Here is an 18,491-nt window from a genome sequence, read left to right as displayed (position 1 = left end):
ACTTATAATTTATTAGTACCTGTCAGATAAAAGGGAGTTGTTGGCTTGGGTTCGTCACGCGGTAACAGATTCGGGGCCCGAGCATAGTCGGCAACCGAGGGCTTAGGCTCGTCGCGCGGCAAAAAATTCGGGGCCCGACCATAGTTGTCAACCGGGGGCTTGGGCTCGTCGCGCGGCAAGAAATTCGGCGCCCGACCATAGTCGGCAACCGAGGGCTTAGGCTCGTCGCGCGGCAAGAAATTCGGGGCCCGACCATAGTCGGCAACCGAGGGCTTGGGCTCCTTGCGCGGCAAAAGATTCGGGGCCCGACCATAGTCGGCAAGCGGGGGCTTGGGTTCCTTGCGCGGCAAAAGATTCGGGGCCCGATCATAGTCGGCAAGCGGGGGCTTGGGTTCGTTACGCTCCATCAGATTGGGACTGGCCTGATAATGGCGAGGCGCTCTCTCAATCTGGTCCGCTGACTTATCGCCTGCCTTGTCGCCACCCCCCCTTATATTGGAATGGGCATCAGCGATCGCATGATTATCAACAGGCGCAATAACGGTCATAGGGTTATAAGCATTCAGCATTATGTTGCCACTGATCATAGATACCTCATCATTAACTTCATCAGAAAAGCGCTCAGGCGTTATATAACTGAGCATTCTCTGAGTGAGCCAATCGATGTCATCCGTTCCCAAAGCACATAGCGCGTTACATTAACCAACGCCAAAGAGGAGATGATTCGTGAAGGTTCGGCTCCCCACCTGCGGGACAGTTTTTTTGCCCGCCGGCCGCTCATCCGCCGCAAACCGTCCATACTCCTCAAGTCAATTGACCCAGATCACGTACACCATCAATTGATTTCCCCCAACGCGACCAAAGGTCGCACCCGCTCACAGGAACTACAGGCGTATCATTACGCCACTGCAAGACCCCTATTTTGACCCCGGTTGGCACGTACTGGCCGAGGCAAATCTCCACTGCCGTGGGATGCAATGATGAGCAACCAGATTCCGGTACATGACGTTACCCCGCCTGCCAAAAAAACCAGCGACACCGTCGATCTCTACGCCTCGCGAGAGAAAATCTACACCCGCGCCTTCACCGGGATGTTCCGCAACCTGCGGATGCTCGGCGGTGCCGGCTTGTTCCTGCTGTACTTCGGCACGGTGTGGCTGAACTGGGGCGGGCACCAGGCCGTCTGGTGGAACCTGCCAGAGCGCAAGTTCTTCATTTTCGGTGCGACATTCTGGCCCCAGGATTTCATCCTGCTGTCGGGCATCCTGATCATCTCGGCCTTTGGCCTGTTCTTTATCACCGTCTACGCCGGGCGTATCTGGTGCGGTTATACCTGCCCGCAAAGCGTGTGGACCTGGATCTACATGTGGTGCGAGAAGGTCACCGAAGGCGACCGTAACCAGCGGATCAAGCTGGACAAGGCGCCAATGAGCGCCAACAAGTTCCTGCGTAAACTCAGCAAGCACACGCTATGGCTGCTGATCGGCTTTGTCACCGGCATGACCTTTGTCGGCTACTTCTCGCCGATCCGCGAACTGGTCTTCGATTTCTTCACTGGCCAGGCCGATGGCTGGTCGTACTTCTGGGTCGGCTTCTTCACCCTCGCCACCTACGGCAACGCCGGTTGGTTGCGTGAGCAGGTGTGCATCTACATGTGTCCGTATGCGCGCTTCCAGAGCGTGATGTTCGACAAGGACACCCTGATCGTGTCCTATGACCCGCGCCGCGGCGAAGTACGTGGCCCGCGCAAGAAAGGTGTCGACTACAAGGCGCAGGGCCTGGGGGATTGCATCGATTGCACGATGTGCGTGCAGGTCTGCCCCACCGGCATCGACATCCGCGACGGCCTGCAGATCGAGTGCATTGGCTGCGCCGCCTGCATCGACGCCTGCGACACCATCATGGACAAGATGGATTACCCTCGCGGGTTGATCAGCTACACCACCGAACATAACCTGTCGGGGCAAAAGACCCACAAGCTGCGTCCGCGCCTGATCGGCTATGCGCTGGTGCTGCTGGCGATGATCAGCCTGCTGGCCGCGGCGTTCTTCATGCGCTCGCTGGTGGGTTTCGACGTCAGCAAGGACCGCGTGCTGTACCGCGAAAACGCCGAAGGGCGAATCGAGAACGTCTACAGCCTGAAAATCATGAACAAGGACCAGCGCGACCACACCTACGTGCTGGACGCCAGCGGCCTGCCGGATCTCAAGCTGCAAGGCAAGCGCGAGATCAAGGTCGCCGCCGGGGAAATCTTCACCATGCCGGTGGAACTGTCGAGCGCGCCGGAACAAATGCCATCGACCACCAACGAGGTGAAATTCATCCTTAAGGATGCTGATGATGACAGCGTCCACGTTGAAGCCAAGAGCCGGTTCATCGGCCCACAAATTCGTTAAAAGAGAGCAGAACAATGCCCGTAGCAACTGCCGCAAGCCCCTGGTACAAGCACCTCTGGCCCTGGATCATCATTGCCATCCTGGCCTGTTCGGTGACGTTGACCTTGTCCATGGTGACCATCGCGGTGAACAACCCGGACAACCTGGTCAACGACAACTACTACGAGGCGGGCAAAGGCATCAACCGCTCCCTGGACCGCGAATTGCTGGCCCAGACCCTGCAAATGCGCGCCACCATGCACCTGGATGAGTTGACCGGCGAAGTCGAGTTGCACCTCACCGGCAACAGCGGGCCGACCACGCTGGAATTGAACCTGATTTCGCCGACCCAGCCGGAGAAAGACCGCAAGGTCATGCTCACCCGCAGCGAGAGCGAGCCGGGTCGGTATATCGGCCAGGTCACGGACAAGGTTGAAGGCCGGCGCTTCGTCGAGCTGCTGGGGGTGGAAGGTGACCGCACCTGGCGCATGTTTGAAGAGGAAGAAGTCAGCCATGGCACCGACTTGAAGTTGGGTGACGAGCCGTTGCAGGGTGCTGAAGACCTGAAGAACTAAAGTCTGCGCTTCGCGCATCGCCGGCAAGCCGGCTCCTACAGGGAGTGTGCGATAACCTTGTAGGAGTCGGCTTGCCCGCGATGAGGCCCTCCCCGCCCACACAGATCCAAAACCATGACCACCCCAATCCCCTGCTACCACTGCGCCCTCCCCGTCCCGCCCGGCAGCCGCTTTACGGCGGTGATCCTCGGCGAGCCCCGCGAGCTTTGCTGCCCGGGCTGCCAGGCGGTGGCCGAAGCAATTGTCGCAGGTGGGCTGGAAAGCTATTACCAACACCGCAGCGAGGCCTCGGCCAACCCCGAAGCCTTGCCCGTGCAGTTGGTCGACGAACTGGCACTGTACGACCGCGCCGATGTGCAAAAACCCTTCGTGCGCCACGACGGCGACCTGGCCGAAGCCACCCTGTTGATGGAAGGCATCAGTTGCGCCGCCTGTGGCTGGCTGATCGAGAAACACCTGCGTAGCCTGCCGGCCGTGGCCGAGGCGCGGCTGAACCTGTCCAACCATCGCCTGCATGTGCGCTGGGCCGATGGGCAATTGCCGTTGAGCCAGGTGCTCAGCGAGCTACGCCAGATCGGCTACGCTGCGCACCCGTATCAGGCCGATCGCGCCGCCGAACAACTGGCCAGCGAAAACCGTCTGGCCCTGCGCCAACTGGGCGTCGCCGGCCTGCTGTGGTTCCAGGCGATGATGGCGACCATGGCCACTTGGCCGGAATTCAATATCGACCTGAGCCCCGAGCTGCACGAGATCCTGCGTTGGGTCGCGCTGTTTCTGACCACCCCCATCGTGTTCTACAGTTGCGCACCGTTTTTCAAGGGCGCCATGCGCGACTTGCGCACCCGCCACCTGACCATGGATGTCTCGGTCTCGCTGGCCATCGGCGGCGCTTACCTGGCGGGGATTTGGACCGCAATCACGGGGGTGGGCGAGCTGTATTTCGATGCCGTGGGCATGTTCGCTTTGTTCCTGCTGGCCGGGCGTTACCTGGAACGTCGCGCCCGGGAACGCACGGCCGCCGCCACCGCCCAACTGGTCAACCTGCTGCCGGCCTCGTGCCTGCGCCTCAAAGGTGATGGCCAGAGCGAACGTATCCTGCTCACCGAACTGGCCCTGGGCGATCGGGTGCTGGTGCATCCGGGCGCGATCCTGCCCGCCGATGGAGTGATTCTGGATGGTCAGTCGAGCATCGATGAGTCGCTGCTCACCGGCGAGTACCTGCCACAACCACGACAGGCCGGCGACACCGTCACCGCGGGCACCCTCAACGTCGAAGGCGCGTTGACCGTTGAAGTACGCGCCTTGGGCCATGACACCCGTTTATCGGCCATCGTGCGCCTGCTGGAGCGGGCCCAGGCAGAAAAACCGCGCCTGGCGCAAATCGCCGACCGCGCCGCCCAATGGTTCCTGCTCTGCTCACTGATCGCCGCCGCCGTGATTGGCCTGTTGTGGTGGGAACTGGATGCCTCGCGGGCGTTCTGGATTGTCCTGGCGATGCTGGTCGCCACCTGCCCTTGCGCCTTGTCACTGGCAACCCCCACCGCCTTGACCGCCGCCACCGGCACCCTGCACAAACTCGGGCTGCTGCTGACCCGCGGCCATGTGCTCGAAGGCCTGAACCAGATCGACACGGTGATTTTCGACAAGACCGGCACGCTGACCGAAGGCCGTCTGGCCCTGCGCGCCATCCGGCCGCTGGGCAGCATGAGCAGCGATCTGGCCCTGGCCCTGGCCGCCGCCCTCGAAAACCGCTCCGAACACCCGATTGCCCGGGCCTTTGGCCGCGCCCCAATGGCGGCTGATGAAGTACTCAGCACCCCGGGCCTGGGGCTCGAAGGCCGGGTCGGCGAACGCCTGCTGCGTATCGGCCAGCCCGGCTTTGTCTGCGAACTGAGTGGCTGCGCGATTCCTCAATCGCCGCAAGACGCCGGCCAATGGTTGCTGCTGGGCGATACCAGCGGCGCCCTGGCCTGGTTTGTCCTGGATGATCGCCTGCGCAGTGATGCACCGGCGCTGCTGGCCGCGTGCAAGGCGCGGGGCTGGCGCACCTTGTTGCTATCGGGTGATAGCTCGCCGATGGTCGCCAGCGTCGCCGCCGAACTGGGCATCGACGAAGCCCACGGCGGCCTGCGCCCGGATGACAAGCTGCTGGTGCTGCAACAGCTGCACAAGGAAGGCCGCAAGGTGTTGATGCTCGGTGACGGCGTGAATGACGTGCCCGTATTGGCCGCCGCCGATATCAGCGTGGCCATGGGTTCGGCCACCGACCTGGCGAAAACCAGCGCCGATGCGGTGCTGTTGTCCAACCGCCTGGATGCCCTGGTGCAAGCCTTCAGCCTGGCACGGCGCACGCGCCGCGTAATCATTGAAAACCTGCTATGGGCCGGGCTATACAATGGCCTGATGTTGCCGTTCGCTGCCCTCGGTTGGATCACGCCGATCTGGGCCGCGATCGGCATGTCCCTCAGTTCGTTGACCGTGGTGCTCAATGCCCTGCGCCTGACTCGCCTGCCGCGCGCCAGCGCCGCGAGCACCACCCCACAGCCCCGTCCGCTGCCGGTTTGAGCCGCGCGGGCATGGAGTAGCGATGCCAGCTCTTTACGTAATGATTCCAGCGGCGCTGCTGATCGTCGCCATCGCCATCTACATCTTCTTCTGGGCAGTGGACAGCGGCCAGTATGATGACCTCGACGGGCCGGCCCATAGCGTGCTGTTCGACGACCAGGATCCCAAGCACCTGGCCGCCGTCGACGAGGCCAGCAGCCATCCGCAGCCTGCGACCAAGCCTGACGAGCCGGCGCCGCCCCATGCTTGAACTCGCGCCACTGCTGGTTTCTGCGCTGATCCTCGGCCTGTTGGGCGGCGGCCATTGCCTGGGCATGTGTGGTGGCCTGATGGGCGCATTGACCCTGGCAATCCCCCCGGAGCAGCGCAGCCGGCGTTTTCGCCTGCTGCTGGCCTACAACCTGGGACGCATCCTCAGCTATGCCAGCGCCGGCGTATTGATTGGCCTGGCGGGCTGGGCGGCGGCCAACAGCCCAGCCGCGATGCTCATGCGCATCCTTGCCGGCCTGCTGTTGATCAGCATGGGCCTGTACCTGGCCGGCTGGTGGAGCGGCCTGACCCGTATCGAAAGCCTCGGGCGCGGCCTGTGGCGCCATATCCAGCCGTTTGCCAACCGTTTGCTGCCGGTGTCCAGCCTGCCCCGCGCCTTGCTGCTGGGCGCGCTGTGGGGCTGGCTGCCCTGCGGCCTGGTCTACAGCACATTGCTATGGGCTGCCAGCCAGGGCAACGCATTGGATAGCGGGCTGTTGATGCTGGCCTTCGGGCTCGGCACCTGGCCGGTATTGCTCGCCACCGGGCTGGCGGCAGAACGCGTCACCGCGCTGTTGCGCAAGCGCAGTGTGCGCATGGCGGGTGGCCTGCTGGTGATTGTGTTCGGTATCTGGACCCTACCCGGCCCCCATCAGCACTGGCTTATGGGCCACTAAAAGGCCATGTGGCATAGCGCCGCTCCCCGTTGATACAAATCAAGATGACCGCCCAGCCATGCCCCTAGACTCGGCCCACTAGCCAATCCGGGGAACGCCCGCATGCTCGACGCCATTCGTTGGGACACTGATCTGATTCATCGTTACGACCTCGCGGGGCCGCGCTACACCTCCTACCCCACCGCCGTACAATTCACCAGCCAGGTCGGCACCTTCGACCTGCTGCACGCTCTGCGCGACAGCCGCAAGGCCGTGCGCCCGCTGTCGTTGTATGTGCACGTGCCGTTCTGCGCGAGCATTTGCTACTACTGCGCCTGCAACAAAGTCATCACCAAGGACCGCGGTCGTGCCCAGGCCTACCTGCAACGCCTGGAGCAAGAGATTCAACTGGTCGCCTGCCACCTGGACCCGAACCAGCGCGTGCAGCAGCTGCATTTTGGCGGCGGCACGCCGACCTTTCTCAGCCATGACGAGTTGCGCCAGTTGATGGCGCAACTGCGCCAACACTTCAACTTGCTGGATGACGACTCCGGCGACTACGGCATCGAGATAGACCCACGGGAAGCCGATTGGGCCACCATGGGCCTGCTGCGTGAGCTGGGTTTCAACCGCGTGAGTATTGGCGTGCAGGACCTGGACCCCGAGGTGCAACGGGCGGTCAATCGCCTGCAAAGCCTGGAAGAAACCCGCGCGGTGATCGATGCCGCGCGCACCCTGCAGTTTCGCTCGATCAACATCGACCTGATCTACGGCCTGCCCAAACAAACACCGGAGCATTTCGCCAACACCGTGGCCGAGGTCATCAGCCTGCAACCCGACCGGCTGTCAGTGTTCAACTACGCCCACCTGCCGGAACGTTTCCTGCCCCAGCGGCGGATCAACAGCGACGACCTGCCGGCCCCCGCCGTCAAGTTGCAGATGCTGCAGGAAACCATCGAGCAGTTGGCAGCAGCCGGCTACAACTACATCGGCATGGACCACTTCGCCCTGCCCGACGACGAGCTGGCCATTGCCCAGGAAGAGGCCACCCTGCAGCGCAATTTCCAGGGCTACACCACCCACGGTCACTGTGATTTGATCGGGCTCGGGGTATCGGCCATCAGTCAGATTGGTGACTTGTACTGCCAGAACAGCAGCGACCTGAATCAATACCAGAACGCCCTGGCTGGGGCGCAGCTGGCCACCAGTCGCGGCCTGCTCTGCACCGCCGACGATCGTTTGCGGCGGGCAGTGATTCAACAGTTGATCTGTCACTTCAGCCTGGATTTCGAAAGCATCGAGCAGGCGTTTACCGTGGATTTTCGCGGCTATTTCGCCGAGCTCTGGCCGCAACTGGAAGCGATGGCCAGTGACGGCCTGATCGAACTGAACGCCGAGGGGATTCGCGTACTGCCGGCCGGACGCCTGCTGGTGCGCTCGGTGTGCATGGTGTTCGATGCCTATCTGGAGCACCAGAATAGGCAGCGATTTTCACGGGTGATCTGAGCCGGACTACTTGGCCATCAACGAGGCGGCCTTCACCGCATCCTCGGCACTCAGGTTTTTCATCGCTTCGCTCAACGATGCATAGGCGGAGGTGAGCGAAGCTTGCAGGGCGCCCAACGCCGACTGCACGCCGCTCAGTTTCGCCAGGGACTGCTCCGGGCTCAGGCGCTTGTCGGACATGACCGCCGACATCTCTGCCATCTTTTCCGCGATCTGCTGCTTCAACTGACGAATCATTTTCAGCAGTTTTTGCACGTTCTCGTCCAGCCCGCTTTCTTCGATATCGCTGTTGGCCGTTTTCTCGGCCTTGGCGGCATTCAGCGACGCGCCGGAAAAGGTCACGCTCACGCCTTCGGCAGGCTTGGTTTCACCGAGTGCTGGGGTTTCGGCCTCAGTGCCAACGGCGCTGGCTTTTTTCGGTTCAAGCAAAGTCGGCACCATGGTGCGGGACGGGAGATTGCCGTCGATGGAAAGCATATCGTGAGCCTCCAAGCTCTTGGTCGTTAGCAGTCCATCGGCCGCTGTGCAAAATTCTTTATACCCCTGCCGGTTTTTTGTACAGGCTGGCCGGATAGTCCCTCAGTGCGGTACCCTTACGTCTTATGTGTGTTTTCCCACAAGGATTTAAGAAATGTCCGAGCCAGTCAAACTGCGCGCTCATAGCCAGGCTCACTGCAAGGATTGCAGCCTGGCGCCCCTCTGCTTGCCACTTTCGCTGAATCTGGAAGACATGGATGCGCTGGACGAAATCGTTAAACGTGGTCGCCCACTGAAGAAAGGCGAGTTTCTGTTTCGCCAGGGTGACCAGTTCGATTCCGTCTATGCAGTGCGCTCGGGCGCCTTGAAGACGTTCAGCCTGAGCGATAGCGGCGAAGAGCAGATCACCGGTTTCCACCTGCCCAGCGAGCTGGTTGGCCTGTCGGGCATGGACACCGAGATTCACCCGGTGTCGGCCCAGGCCCTGGAAACCACGTCGGTGTGCGAGATTCCGTTCGAACGCCTGGATGAACTGGCACTGCAATTGCCACAGTTGCGCCGCCAGTTGATGCGCGTGATGAGCCGGGAAATCCGTGACGATCAGCAAATGATGCTGCTGTTGTCGAAAAAAACCGCCGACGAACGGATTGCCACCTTCCTGGTCAACCTGTCGGCACGTTTCCGTGCCCGTGGTTTCTCGGCCAACCAGTTCCGCCTGAGCATGTCGCGCAACGAAATCGGCAATTACCTGGGCCTGGCGGTGGAAACCGTTTCCCGGGTGTTCACCCGTTTCCAGCAAAACGAACTGATTGCTGCCGAGGGCAAGGAAGTCCATATCCTCGACCCGATCCAGCTCTGCGCATTGGCCGGCGGCTCCCTCGACGGCTGACCGCCGCACCGGGGATGCGACACTTGCGGCCAAGCCAACCGGCCAGGCCGCAGGTATACTGGCGAGTCTTTGCCCCCAGGACTCCCGACGATGGCTTTCGACTCCTTTGACATCAAATCCCTGATCCGCCCCGTCATCGACTTCCCCAAGCCTGGGGTGATCTTTCGTGATATCACACCACTGTTCCAGTCGCCCAAGGCCATGCGCCTGGTGGCTGACACCTTTATCCATCGTTATGTAGAAGCCGAGTTCAGCCACATCGGCGCGATGGATGCCCGGGGCTTTTTGATCGGCTCGGTGATTGCCTATCAACTGAACAAACCACTGATCCTGTTCCGTAAACAGGGCAAGCTGCCGGCGGACGTGCTGTCCGAGGGCTATCAGACCGAATACGGGGAAGCCTTCCTCGAAGTGCACGCTGACAGCCTGTGTGAAGGGGATTCGGTGCTGATGTTCGATGATCTGATCGCCACGGGTGGCACCTTGATTGCTGCGGCTAATCTGGCGCGGCGCATGGGGGCGCGGATTTTCGAGGCGGCGGCGATTATTGACTTGCCGGAACTGGGTGGCTCGCAGCGGTTGGAGGATATGGGGGTTCCGACGTTCTGTTTGACGCAGTTTGGGTTGACTGAGCGCTGATTTGCTTTGTCTGGGCGGGCCTCATCGCGGCATAGGTATCTACACAACTTTGCCGCAACGCCTAGATCCAGGCAGATAGCGCAGTTGTGGCGAGCGGGCTTGTCCCGCGCTGGGCTGCGAAGCAGCCCCAATAAGCCGAATGCGTTGTACCAGATACACCGCAGGGGGCGGTTTTGGGGCTGCTTCGCAGCCCAGCGCGGGGCAAGCCCGCTCGCCACGGGGAGTTCGTCAGTTTCTGAAAGTTGTGTAGATACCTATGCTCATCGCGGGCAAGCCCGCTCCCACATTGGACCGAGTTCCAACTTTTGAATGCCCGCGATGAGGCCCCTGGGAGCACTATCAATCACAACCCCATCTGCTTACTGATGATCTCGTTCATCACCTCCCGAGTCCCGCCGCCAATCGACAAAATCCGATTGTCCCGGTACAGCCGCTCCACCAGACTGCCACGCATGTAACCCAGCCCACCAAGAATCTGCACCGCGTCATACGTCACCCGGTCAGCCGTGTCGGTGGCCAGGTTCTTGGCCATGGAAATCTCCTTGATCACACTCTTGCCCGCCGCCATCTTCGCCGCCTGGCGGTAAGTGAACTCCCGGGAAACCTCGACCGCCGTGGCCATCTCCGCCAGACGGTGCTTGAGCACTTGGAACTTGCCGATCGGCTTGCCAAAGGCCTCGCGCTGCGCGGCCCACTTCAGGCTCTCTTCCAGCGCCAGCTGCGCCGTCATGTTGGCCATCAACGCCAGGGCCAGGCGTTCGCTCTGGAAATTACCCATGATGCAGGCAAAGCCCATGTTTTCGGCGCCGATCAGATTGCCCACCGGCACCTGGCAATCATCGAAGAACAGCTCGGCAGTATCCGACGCCCACCAGCCCATTTTCTTCAGCGGCTGGCCAACGGTGAAGCCGGGCGTGTCCTTTTCGATCAGCAACAGGCTGATGCCGGCAAAGCCCGGCCCGCCGGTGCGCACGGCCACGGTGTAGTAGTCGGCGCGCACGCCGCTGGTGATAAAGGTTTTGCTGCCACTGACCCGATAACAGTCGCCATCCCGCACGGCTCGGGTTTGCAAGCTGGCCACGTCGGAACCACCACCAGGTTCAGTGACGGCCAAGGCCATGATCTTCGCGCCAGACAAGACCTGGGGCGCCACACGTTCGCGGATTTCGGGGCGCGCCCATTTGACGACGGGCGGCAGGCCAATATCCAGCGAGCCCAGCCCCGCCACCACGCCGCCGGAACCACAACGCATCAACTCTTCGCTGGCGGCGACCTTGGCGAACAGATCGCCCTCGTGGCTGCCGCCCAGGGCTTCGGGGTAACCGATCCCGAGAATCCCCGCCGCGCCGGCCTTGAGATACAACTCGCGGGGGAAGCGTTCGGCCTCCTCCCATTGCTCGATGCCCGGCAGAATCTCGCGCTCGACAAAACGGCGCACGCTGTCGCGGACCAATTGGTGGCTGGGATCGAAGTATTCCTGATAGGCAGGCATCGGCAAGCTCCATGCAGAGATGGAGCGAACTTACCAAGCGCTTGCTTGGTTATCAAGCCAAGCGAAAATTTCGACCACAGCACAAATCCCCTGTGGGAGCGGGCTTGCTCGCGAAAGCGGTGGGTCAGTCGGTACATGTATTGACTGATCCACCGCTTTCGCGAGCAAGCCCGCTCCCACAGGGGATTTGTGGTGGGTGTTAGAGGGCGATAGGTTTGCGACCGGCAAACGAGTGCGCCAGGGTGCCGCCGTCCACCAACTCCAGCTCGCCACCCAGCGGAACGCCGTGGGCGATGCGCGAAGTGATCAAGCCTTTGTTGGTCAGCAGTTGCGCGATGTAATGCGCAGTGGCTTCGCCTTCCACGGTGGGGTTGGTGGCCAGGATCACTTCGGTAAAGGTGCCCTGCTCTTCGATCCGCGCCACCAACTGCGGGATACCAATGGCTTCAGGCCCCAGGCCGTCAAGCGGGGACAGGTGCCCCTTGAGCACAAAGTAGCGCCCGCGATAGCCGGTCTGTTCAACCGCGTACACGTCCATCGGGCCTTCGACTACACACAGCAGCGTGTCATCACGACGAGGATCTGCGCATTGCGGGCACAGTTCTTCTTCGGTCAGGGTGCGGCACTGGCGGCAATGGCCCACGCCTTCCATGGCCTGGCTCAAGGCCTGGGCCAGTCGCGAGCCTCCGCTGCGGTCACGCTCCAGCAGTTGCAGCGCCATGCGCTGGGCGGTTTTCTGACCCACGCCCGGCAAGGTGCGCAGGGCATCGATCAGTTGACGAATCAGGGGGCTGAAGCTCATGGGGCAAAAGTCCGACAAAACAACGAGACGCGGTTTATACCCGCGCCTCGGATAAGCGTCAAATACGCACGACCAACTTGCCGAAGTTACGTCCTTCCAACAGCCCGATAAAGGCCTCGGGTGCCTGCTCCAGGCCGTCGACCACGTCTTCGCGGAACTTGACCTTGCCGTCCCGCACCCAGGGCGCCATGGCGCTGATAAATTCCGGGTGGCGGTCGCCATAGTCGTCGAACACGATAAAGCCCTGGATGCGCACGCGCTTGGTCAACAACGTGCGTTGCAACGCCGGCAGCCGATCGGGGCCGGTGGGGGCCTCGTGGGCGTTGTAACCGGCAATCAGGCCACACAGAGGGATCCGCGCCTTGGGGTTGAGCAAGGGCAGCACGGCGTCGAATACCTTGCCGCCGACATTCTCGTAATAGATGTCCACGCCCTTGGAACAGGCCTGGGCCAGTTCATCGGCAAAATCCGCGCTCTTGTGATCGATGCAAGCGTCAAAACCCAACTCCTCCACCACATAGCGGCACTTGTCGGCGCCGCCCGCAATACCCACCACGTGCAGGCCCTTGAGCTTGGCCACCTGGCCGACCACCGAGCCCACCGCGCCCGAGGCTGCCGCGACTACCAGGGTTTCCCCGGCCTTCGGTTGGCCGATATCCATCAGACCCATATAGGCCGTCATGCCAGGCATACCCAGTACGCCAAGGGCCATGGACGGGCTTGGCAAGCCCTTGGGCACCGGTATCAGGTTACCCCCATCGCTGATGCTATGGCTTTGCCAGCCGGTGGCACCGACCACCAGGTCTCCCACCTCGAACTTGGGGTTGCGCGACTGTTCGATGCGACTGACAGCACCACCGGTCATTACTTCGCCGATTTCTACCGGTGCGGCGTAGGACGGCGCGTCGCTCATACGCCCACGCATGTAGGGGTCCAGGGACAGGAACAGGGTCTTGAGCAGAACCTGGCCGTCTGCCAGGTCAGGCAGCGCCACGCGCTCCAGGCGGAAGTTCTCCGGCACGGGCGCACCCTGCGGGCGGGATACCAGGACGATGCGCTGGTTGAGGGTCATGGCTTGGGTCATCAGCGAGGCTCCTTTATATCGGTGATTGAATTCAGCGGTATAGGGTGCAGACAGCTGTTGCAGTGCTGACGTTCGATTGTGCCCGACACAAACAAAAATGCCAGGCACGATGCCTGGCATTTTTGGTGTCGCGCTGGCCGATCAGAATGGCAGCTTCATGCCCGGCGGCAGTTGCATGCCTGCGGTCACGCCGGACATTTTGTCCTGGCTGTTGGCTTCGATCTTACGCACGGCGTCGTTGACGGCCGCGGCGAACAGGGCTTCGAGCATTTCCAGGTCGTCTTCGCCAACGCCAGGCAATACGCTTGGGTCGATGCTCACGCGCTTGATGTCGTGACGACCGGTCATCACCACGCTGACCATATCGCCGCCGGCTTTACCGGTGACTTCGGCGTTGGCCAGTTCTTCCTGCATCTTGGCCATTTTTTCCTGCATCTGCTGCGCCTGCTTCATCAGGCCGGCCATGCCACCTTTCATCATGGGAATCACCTCAAAAGTACGTGGATCAATACGGCGCCGTGCCTTGGGGCACGGCGCCTTCAATTATCAGCCCGCTGCGGCCTGGGCTTCGACGGGCTCAATAGTATCGTGTCGCACCACCGCGCCAAACTGCTCCATCATCTGCTGGATGAGCGGATCGGCCTGGATCGACTCCTCGGCCTCGCGCTGGCGGTTGAGCCGGCGACGGGTGGCGGCCTGGGCCGGGGTTTCCTGCTCGGGCTTGATCAGCTCGATGGTCACCGTCAGGGTGCGTTCGTGGAATTGGTTCAGGGCATCGTTAAGCCGGCGCTGTTGGGTCGCGTTGAACAGCGCACTGTGGGCTGGGTCCAGGTGCAATAGCCAGTGATCGCCATCGACGGCGATCAGCGTGCAGTTGGCAGCGATGCTCCCGGTCATGCCGGAGATCGGCAGCTTCGGGAACAGCTCCAGCCATTGCAGGGCCAGGCCGGTGGCCGGCATGGCGGCAGGTTCCACCTCGGGCTCGGGCGCAGGCTCGGCGGTGTGCTCGCTGGCCAGGTCGTCCAAATAGCTGTAGGCCGAGTCCATGTCCGGTTCGATGTAATCTTCGTCCAGCGGCGGCTCGTCATCCAGGTCGATACCTGGGGTGGCGGCGTCCACTTCGGCAATGGTTGGCTCGGGTACGGGTGCCGAGACCCATTCCGGCGCGTCCGGTACCACGCTGTCAGGGGTGGGCGTCGGCATCGGCGTCAGCTCAGGCTGCTCGGCGCTGGTTTCCAGCACGGGCTCGACGGCAGGTGCCGACTCGACCACGGCCTCTACCGGCTCATTCCAAGGCAGATCGACCACCGGCGCTGGCGCAGGCTCGGCAACCGGCTCCGGGGCCACTACAGGCGCCACAGGCTCGACCGCGACCGGAGCTGGAGCAACTGCCACAGGTTGCGGCGCGATCACTGGCGCGACGACCGCCGCGCCAGCCACTGATTTGGCGGAATCAACTGTGGCCTGGCTGATCCCCACTGGCTTTAGCGGCTGTCTCGGCGCATCGGCGGTGTCTGCGGGGCGAAACGCCAGCATGCGTAGCATGACCATTTCAAAACCGCCGCGCGGGTCGGGTGCCAAGGGCAGGTCACGGCGCCCGATCAAGCCCATCTGGTAGTAGAACTGTACATCTTCGGCTGGCAACGCCTGGGCCAGGGCCAACACGCGGTCGCGATCGCCGTGGCCGTTATCGACCCCTTCAGGCAGCGCCTGGGCGATAGCGACGCGGTGCAGCACGTTGAGAATTTCCGAAAGCACGCCATTCCAGTCCGGGCCCTGCTCCGACAGATGGCGCACAGCTTCAAGCAGCGCCTTGGCATCGCCTTCGATCAGCGCATGCAGCACGTCAAACACTTGCCCGTGGTCGAGGGTGCCGAGCATGGCCCGCACGTCGGCGGCCATCACCTTGCCTTCACCGAAGGCAATGGCCTGGTCGGTCAGGCTCATGGCGTCGCGCATCGAGCCATCGGCGGCGCGGCCCAGCAGCCACAGCGCGTCGTCTTCGAACGGCACGTTCTCCACACCCAGCACGTGGGTCAAATGCTCGACCACGCGCTCGGGGGTCATGTTTTTGAGGGAGAACTGCAGGCACCGCGACAAAATCGTTGCGGGAAGTTTCTGTGGATCGGTGGTGGCCAGGATGAACTTAACGTAGGGCGGCGGCTCCTCCAGGGTCTTCAACAGGGCGTTGAAGGAATGGCTGGAGAGCATGTGCACTTCGTCGATCAGGTAGACCTTGAAGCGCCCGCGGCTGGGGGCGTACTGCACGTTGTCCAGCAGTTCGCGGGTGTCCTCGACCTTGGTGCGGCTCGCGGCGTCGATCTCGATCAGGTCGACAAAGCGCCCTTCGTCGATCTCACGGCATACCGAGCAGGTGCCACAGGGGGTCGAAGTGATGCCCGTTTCACAGTTCAGGCATTTGGCAATGATCCGCGCAATGGTGGTCTTGCCCACCCCGCGGGTGCCGGTGAACAGGTAGGCGTGGTGCAGCCGTTGGCTGTCCAAGGCATTGATCAGAGCCTTGAGCACATGGGTCTGGCCGACCATTTCGCGGAACGAGCGCGGACGCCATTTACGTGCAAGAACCTGATAACTCATCGAAAACCGTCGCAACTGGGAAGCGGGAGCCGGTAATGCTAGCGGAGCAGGGGGGAAATTGCATCCGGCACGCTCGCCTAATCTGACTAAGCTGGTGGAGACACGCCCCGCAAAGGGCTGATCCCGGAGATTTTATGCGCGTAGTCCTGGGCGCTTTATGGATGATCACCACACTGAGCCTGGCGGCGCCCGCCCCGTTGCGCTTTGCCATTTCCGACAGCTGGGCCATGCCCATGGTGCAGATCGACGGGGGCCAGCCGACCCAAGGCATTTTGTATGACCTGATGCTGAGCCTGGCAAACCAGGTCGGCCACCCGGCGCAATTCCAGGTATTGGCCCGAGCCCGCATCGCCCCGGCCATGGAACACGGCGAGATCGATGTGCGCTGCTACGTCACACAGGCGTGGCTCAATAACCTGTCTGGCGACTATGCCTGGAGCATTCCGTTATGGGTCCAGCGCAGTGTGCTGGTCAGCGCCCATGTCCCGCCGCTGTCGGTGAATGTGACGAAGCTGGCAGCGCAGAACATCGGCACAGTGCTCAACTACAGCTACCCGACCCTTGAACCGCTGTTCGCCACGGGCCAGCTCAAGCGCGACGACGCCCGCAGCGAAGAGCAAGTGCTGCACAAGCTGGTGGCGGGCCGCTTCAAGTACGCGATCACCAACGAATGGACCCTGGAGCGCTTCAATCAGCAGTTTCCGAAGGGCCCGGGGCTGCACGTGGTGGCGGTGATCGAGGAGCAAAGCCTGGGTTGCTACGTGCGCAACGACCCTGCCCTGCCCGTCCAACGGATTTTGCGTACGCTGCTGCGCATGAAGATGTCAGGGGAGATTGACGACATCATTGGGCTCTACACCGGCGACCGCAAGCAGCCGCCTCAACCCTCACCGGCACCGTAGTTAAGTAGATCGAAGCCCGCCGCCCAGACCGGTACTTCGTCGGCTGGCATCGGTTGGGCGAAGTAATACCCCTGGGCCACTTCGCACCCCATACGCAGCAGCAGTTGGCCATGTTCGAGGGATTCCAGGCCCTCGGCGATCACCTCGCGGCCAAATGCCCGGGCCAGGCCGATCACGGCCTGGGTCAGGGCCAGGTCGTCCTTGTCATGGAGGATGTCGCGCACAAACGACTTGTCGATCTTGATGGTCTGCGTCGGCAGGCGCTTGAGGTAGCTGAGGGACGAATAGCCGGTGCCGAAATCATCCAGGGAAAACCGCACCCCCAGCGCCTGGCAGGCCGCAAGGTGCTCGGTGACCCGCTGGATATGATCGATGGCCACCGATTCGGCAATCTCCAGGTCCAGCATGTGCGGCGCAACATCGGGATGCTGGGCCAGCAGTTGTTGCAGGCGCTCGACAAAATCCGCGCGCTGGAAGTGCCGCGCCGCGATATTCACGCTGACCGGCCAGCAATGCCCGGCCTCCTGCCACTGACGTATCTGCGCCAGCACCTGGTCCATGACCCATTCGCCGACATCGACGATCAGGTCGGTCTGCTCGATCAATGACAGGAAATCCTTGGGCGACACCAGCCCCCGTATCGGGTGCTGCCAGCGCAGCAATGCCTCGAACCCCACGACCTGGCCGTGGCGCAAATTGATCTTGGGATGGAAGTGCAGGCACAACTCCCCCGCCGCCAGGGCCTGGCGAATCTGCTGCACGGTCTGGTGGGTGGCCTTGACCTCCTGCTCCAGGGACACGTCAAACAGCTGGTAGCGGTTACGCCCACTTTGCTTGGCCACATACATGGCCTGGTCGGCATGGCGCAGCAGGGTGTCGGCATCCTCGTCATCCAACGGGAACAGCGTGACGCCAATGCTGGCAAACACGTTGATCTGCGCCCCGAGGATCGAGTACGGCTCGGAAATGGCCGTGAGGATGCGCCGCAATGCGCGGTTCAACTCATCGGCGTCGCGCACGTAGCGCAGGATCAATACGAATTCGTCACCGGCGAGCCTGGCGACCACATCTTCGCCACGAATGATGTCACGCAGGCGGCTGGCGACCTCCACCAGCAACAGGTCGCCAGAGGCATGGCCATAGCCATCGTTGACCGCCTTGAAGCCGTCCAGGTCGAGCATGCACACCGCCAGGGGGATGTGCTCGCTGCGGGAAAACTCCAAAGACTGCACGAGCAATTCGGAGAGATAGGCGCGGTTGGGCAGCCCGGTCAGCACATCGTGGCCGACCCGCCATTGCAGAGTCTGCAGTAACTGGCGCTTTTCGCTGACATCAAAACGAATCGACACGTACTTCTGCACCTTGCCAGTACGCTCATCGACCAACGGCACCATGGTGCTGTCGACCCAATACAGCGAACCATCCTTGGCACGGTTGCAGATTTCCCCGCGCCAGACCTTGCCCTCGGTGATGGTGCGCCACATGCCCTGGAAAAACCCGGCGGGGTGCAATCCTGAACTGAGGATCCGGTGGTTGCGCCCCAGCAACTCGTCGCGGCTGTAGCCGGACATGCCGCAGAATTGGTCGTTGACGTAAGTGATGCGGCCGGTGAGGTCTGTCTCGGAGAAAATGGCGGCGGCATCCACGGCCCTGCGGTATTTCTCATCCATGAATGAGGCTCT

The 18,491-nt window shown here is 62.0% G+C and carries 17 protein-coding genes; 9 read left to right on the top strand and 8 right to left on the bottom strand.

Annotation, left to right across the window (positions count from 1 at the left end; genetic code table 11):
* Positions 1-2: 2 nt before the first annotated feature.
* Positions 3-587, bottom strand: coding sequence for a hypothetical protein (locus tag HBO09_RS09875; protein WP_169992555.1), 585 nt, complete (start codon positions 585-587; stop codon positions 3-5).
* A gap of 393 nt (positions 588-980) precedes the next feature.
* Between HBO09_RS09875 and ccoG the strand changes: the two genes are divergently transcribed.
* The 6 genes from ccoG to hemN all read left to right on the top strand — a co-directional run bounded on the left by ccoG (position 981) and on the right by hemN (position 7,926).
* The gene (gene ccoG, locus HBO09_RS09870; protein ID WP_169992557.1) at positions 981-2,396 is read left to right on the top strand and encodes a cytochrome c oxidase accessory protein CcoG; all 1,416 of its coding nucleotides are present in this window, start codon (positions 981-983) and stop codon (positions 2,394-2,396) included.
* A gap of 14 nt (positions 2,397-2,410) precedes the next feature.
* A complete protein-coding gene (locus tag HBO09_RS09865) occupies positions 2,411-2,950 on the top strand; it encodes a FixH family protein (protein ID WP_029300032.1) in 540 nt (179 codons plus the stop codon).
* Between the two features lie 114 nt (positions 2,951-3,064).
* Positions 3,065-5,515 (top strand): heavy metal translocating P-type ATPase, encoded by a 2,451-nt coding sequence (locus HBO09_RS09860; protein ID WP_169992559.1) that lies wholly within the window; start codon positions 3,065-3,067, stop codon positions 5,513-5,515.
* 22 nt (positions 5,516-5,537) lie between these two features.
* Positions 5,538-5,765 (top strand): cbb3-type cytochrome oxidase assembly protein CcoS, encoded by a 228-nt coding sequence (gene ccoS / locus HBO09_RS09855; RefSeq protein WP_169992562.1) that lies wholly within the window; start codon positions 5,538-5,540, stop codon positions 5,763-5,765.
* Positions 5,758-6,441, top strand: a complete 684-nt coding sequence (locus HBO09_RS09850) for a sulfite exporter TauE/SafE family protein (protein ID WP_169992564.1) — start codon at positions 5,758-5,760, stop codon at positions 6,439-6,441. Before ccoS ends, HBO09_RS09850 begins: the two co-directional genes overlap by 8 nt.
* Before the next feature lie 102 nt (positions 6,442-6,543).
* On the top strand, positions 6,544-7,926 hold the full coding sequence (gene hemN / locus HBO09_RS09845) for an oxygen-independent coproporphyrinogen III oxidase (protein WP_169992566.1): 1,383 nt from the start codon (positions 6,544-6,546) through the stop codon (positions 7,924-7,926).
* A 6-nt stretch (positions 7,927-7,932) separates the two neighbouring features.
* Here hemN and HBO09_RS09840 read toward each other — a convergent pair whose 3' ends face one another.
* Positions 7,933-8,403 carry a hypothetical protein gene (locus tag HBO09_RS09840; RefSeq protein ID WP_169992568.1) on the bottom strand — a complete coding sequence of 157 codons (471 nt, stop codon included), beginning with the start codon at positions 8,401-8,403 and terminating at the stop codon, positions 7,933-7,935.
* A 154-nt stretch (positions 8,404-8,557) separates the two neighbouring features.
* On the opposite strand from HBO09_RS09840, the gene fnr reads away from it, so the two are divergent.
* Both fnr and HBO09_RS09830 read left to right on the top strand, forming a co-directional pair.
* Positions 8,558-9,292 carry a fumarate/nitrate reduction transcriptional regulator Fnr gene (gene fnr / locus HBO09_RS09835; RefSeq protein ID WP_029298173.1) on the top strand — a complete coding sequence of 245 codons (735 nt, stop codon included), beginning with the start codon at positions 8,558-8,560 and terminating at the stop codon, positions 9,290-9,292.
* A 90-nt stretch (positions 9,293-9,382) separates the two neighbouring features.
* Positions 9,383-9,931 (top strand): adenine phosphoribosyltransferase, encoded by a 549-nt coding sequence (locus tag HBO09_RS09830; protein WP_133715024.1) that lies wholly within the window; start codon positions 9,383-9,385, stop codon positions 9,929-9,931.
* 343 nt (positions 9,932-10,274) lie between these two features.
* On the opposite strand, the gene HBO09_RS09825 is transcribed toward HBO09_RS09830, so the two are convergent.
* The 5 genes from HBO09_RS09825 to dnaX all read right to left on the bottom strand — a co-directional run bounded on the left by HBO09_RS09825 (position 10,275) and on the right by dnaX (position 15,907).
* On the bottom strand, positions 10,275-11,423 hold the full coding sequence (locus HBO09_RS09825; RefSeq protein ID WP_169992570.1) for an acyl-CoA dehydrogenase family protein: 1,149 nt from the start codon (positions 11,421-11,423) through the stop codon (positions 10,275-10,277).
* A 199-nt stretch (positions 11,424-11,622) separates the two neighbouring features.
* Positions 11,623-12,225, bottom strand: coding sequence for a recombination mediator RecR (recR, locus tag HBO09_RS09820; protein WP_070994718.1), 603 nt, complete (start codon positions 12,223-12,225; stop codon positions 11,623-11,625).
* A 58-nt stretch (positions 12,226-12,283) separates the two neighbouring features.
* The gene (locus tag HBO09_RS09815; protein ID WP_169992572.1) at positions 12,284-13,309 is read right to left on the bottom strand and encodes an NADP-dependent oxidoreductase; all 1,026 of its coding nucleotides are present in this window, start codon (positions 13,307-13,309) and stop codon (positions 12,284-12,286) included.
* A gap of 141 nt (positions 13,310-13,450) precedes the next feature.
* Positions 13,451-13,789 carry a YbaB/EbfC family nucleoid-associated protein gene (locus HBO09_RS09810; protein WP_003193199.1) on the bottom strand — a complete coding sequence of 113 codons (339 nt, stop codon included), beginning with the start codon at positions 13,787-13,789 and terminating at the stop codon, positions 13,451-13,453.
* Between the two features lie 66 nt (positions 13,790-13,855).
* The gene (gene dnaX, locus HBO09_RS09805; RefSeq protein ID WP_169992574.1) at positions 13,856-15,907 is read right to left on the bottom strand and encodes a DNA polymerase III subunit gamma/tau; all 2,052 of its coding nucleotides are present in this window, start codon (positions 15,905-15,907) and stop codon (positions 13,856-13,858) included.
* A 134-nt stretch (positions 15,908-16,041) separates the two neighbouring features.
* Between dnaX and HBO09_RS09800 the strand changes: the two genes are divergently transcribed.
* A complete protein-coding gene (locus tag HBO09_RS09800) occupies positions 16,042-16,809 on the top strand; it encodes a transporter substrate-binding domain-containing protein (RefSeq protein ID WP_169992576.1) in 768 nt (255 codons plus the stop codon).
* Here HBO09_RS09800 and HBO09_RS09795 read toward each other — a convergent pair.
* Positions 16,788-18,479 (bottom strand): EAL domain-containing protein, encoded by a 1,692-nt coding sequence (locus HBO09_RS09795; RefSeq protein WP_169992578.1) that lies wholly within the window; start codon positions 18,477-18,479, stop codon positions 16,788-16,790. The genes HBO09_RS09800 and HBO09_RS09795 overlap by 22 nt on opposite strands.
* Between the last annotated feature and the right edge of the window lie 12 nt (positions 18,480-18,491).

The organism is Pseudomonas sp. WS 5027 (assembly GCF_012985695.1).
GTDB lineage: Bacteria > Pseudomonadota > Gammaproteobacteria > Pseudomonadales > Pseudomonadaceae > Aquipseudomonas > Aquipseudomonas hygromyciniae.
This window is presented reverse-complemented; position numbering and strand designations above follow the sequence as displayed.

What these genes read in the sequence shown, in the direction of transcription:
- HBO09_RS09815 (WP_169992572.1), bottom strand. Translation starts at nt 13,309, where the DNA reads ATGACCCAAGCCATGACCCTCAACCAGCGCATCGTCCTGGTATCCCGC.
- hemN (WP_169992566.1), top strand. Translation starts at nt 6,544, where the DNA reads ATGCTCGACGCCATTCGTTGGGACACTGATCTGATTCATCGTTACGAC.
- HBO09_RS09840 (WP_169992568.1), bottom strand. Translation starts at nt 8,403, where the DNA reads ATGCTTTCCATCGACGGCAATCTCCCGTCCCGCACCATGGTGCCGACT.
- ccoG (WP_169992557.1), top strand. Translation starts at nt 981, where the DNA reads ATGAGCAACCAGATTCCGGTACATGACGTTACCCCGCCTGCCAAAAAA.
- HBO09_RS09830 (WP_133715024.1), top strand. Translation starts at nt 9,383, where the DNA reads ATGGCTTTCGACTCCTTTGACATCAAATCCCTGATCCGCCCCGTCATC.
- HBO09_RS09865 (WP_029300032.1), top strand. Translation starts at nt 2,411, where the DNA reads ATGCCCGTAGCAACTGCCGCAAGCCCCTGGTACAAGCACCTCTGGCCC.
- HBO09_RS09850 (WP_169992564.1), top strand. Translation starts at nt 5,758, where the DNA reads ATGCTTGAACTCGCGCCACTGCTGGTTTCTGCGCTGATCCTCGGCCTG.
- dnaX (WP_169992574.1), bottom strand. Translation starts at nt 15,907, where the DNA reads ATGAGTTATCAGGTTCTTGCACGTAAATGGCGTCCGCGCTCGTTCCGC.
- HBO09_RS09825 (WP_169992570.1), bottom strand. Translation starts at nt 11,423, where the DNA reads ATGCCTGCCTATCAGGAATACTTCGATCCCAGCCACCAATTGGTCCGC.
- ccoS (WP_169992562.1), top strand. Translation starts at nt 5,538, where the DNA reads ATGCCAGCTCTTTACGTAATGATTCCAGCGGCGCTGCTGATCGTCGCC.
- HBO09_RS09810 (WP_003193199.1), bottom strand. Translation starts at nt 13,789, where the DNA reads ATGATGAAAGGTGGCATGGCCGGCCTGATGAAGCAGGCGCAGCAGATG.
- HBO09_RS09800 (WP_169992576.1), top strand. Translation starts at nt 16,042, where the DNA reads ATGCGCGTAGTCCTGGGCGCTTTATGGATGATCACCACACTGAGCCTG.
- HBO09_RS09860 (WP_169992559.1), top strand. Translation starts at nt 3,065, where the DNA reads ATGACCACCCCAATCCCCTGCTACCACTGCGCCCTCCCCGTCCCGCCC.
- HBO09_RS09795 (WP_169992578.1), bottom strand. Translation starts at nt 18,479, where the DNA reads ATGGATGAGAAATACCGCAGGGCCGTGGATGCCGCCGCCATTTTCTCC.
- fnr (WP_029298173.1), top strand. Translation starts at nt 8,558, where the DNA reads ATGTCCGAGCCAGTCAAACTGCGCGCTCATAGCCAGGCTCACTGCAAG.
- recR (WP_070994718.1), bottom strand. Translation starts at nt 12,225, where the DNA reads ATGAGCTTCAGCCCCCTGATTCGTCAACTGATCGATGCCCTGCGCACC.
- HBO09_RS09875 (WP_169992555.1), bottom strand. Translation starts at nt 587, where the DNA reads ATGATCAGTGGCAACATAATGCTGAATGCTTATAACCCTATGACCGTT.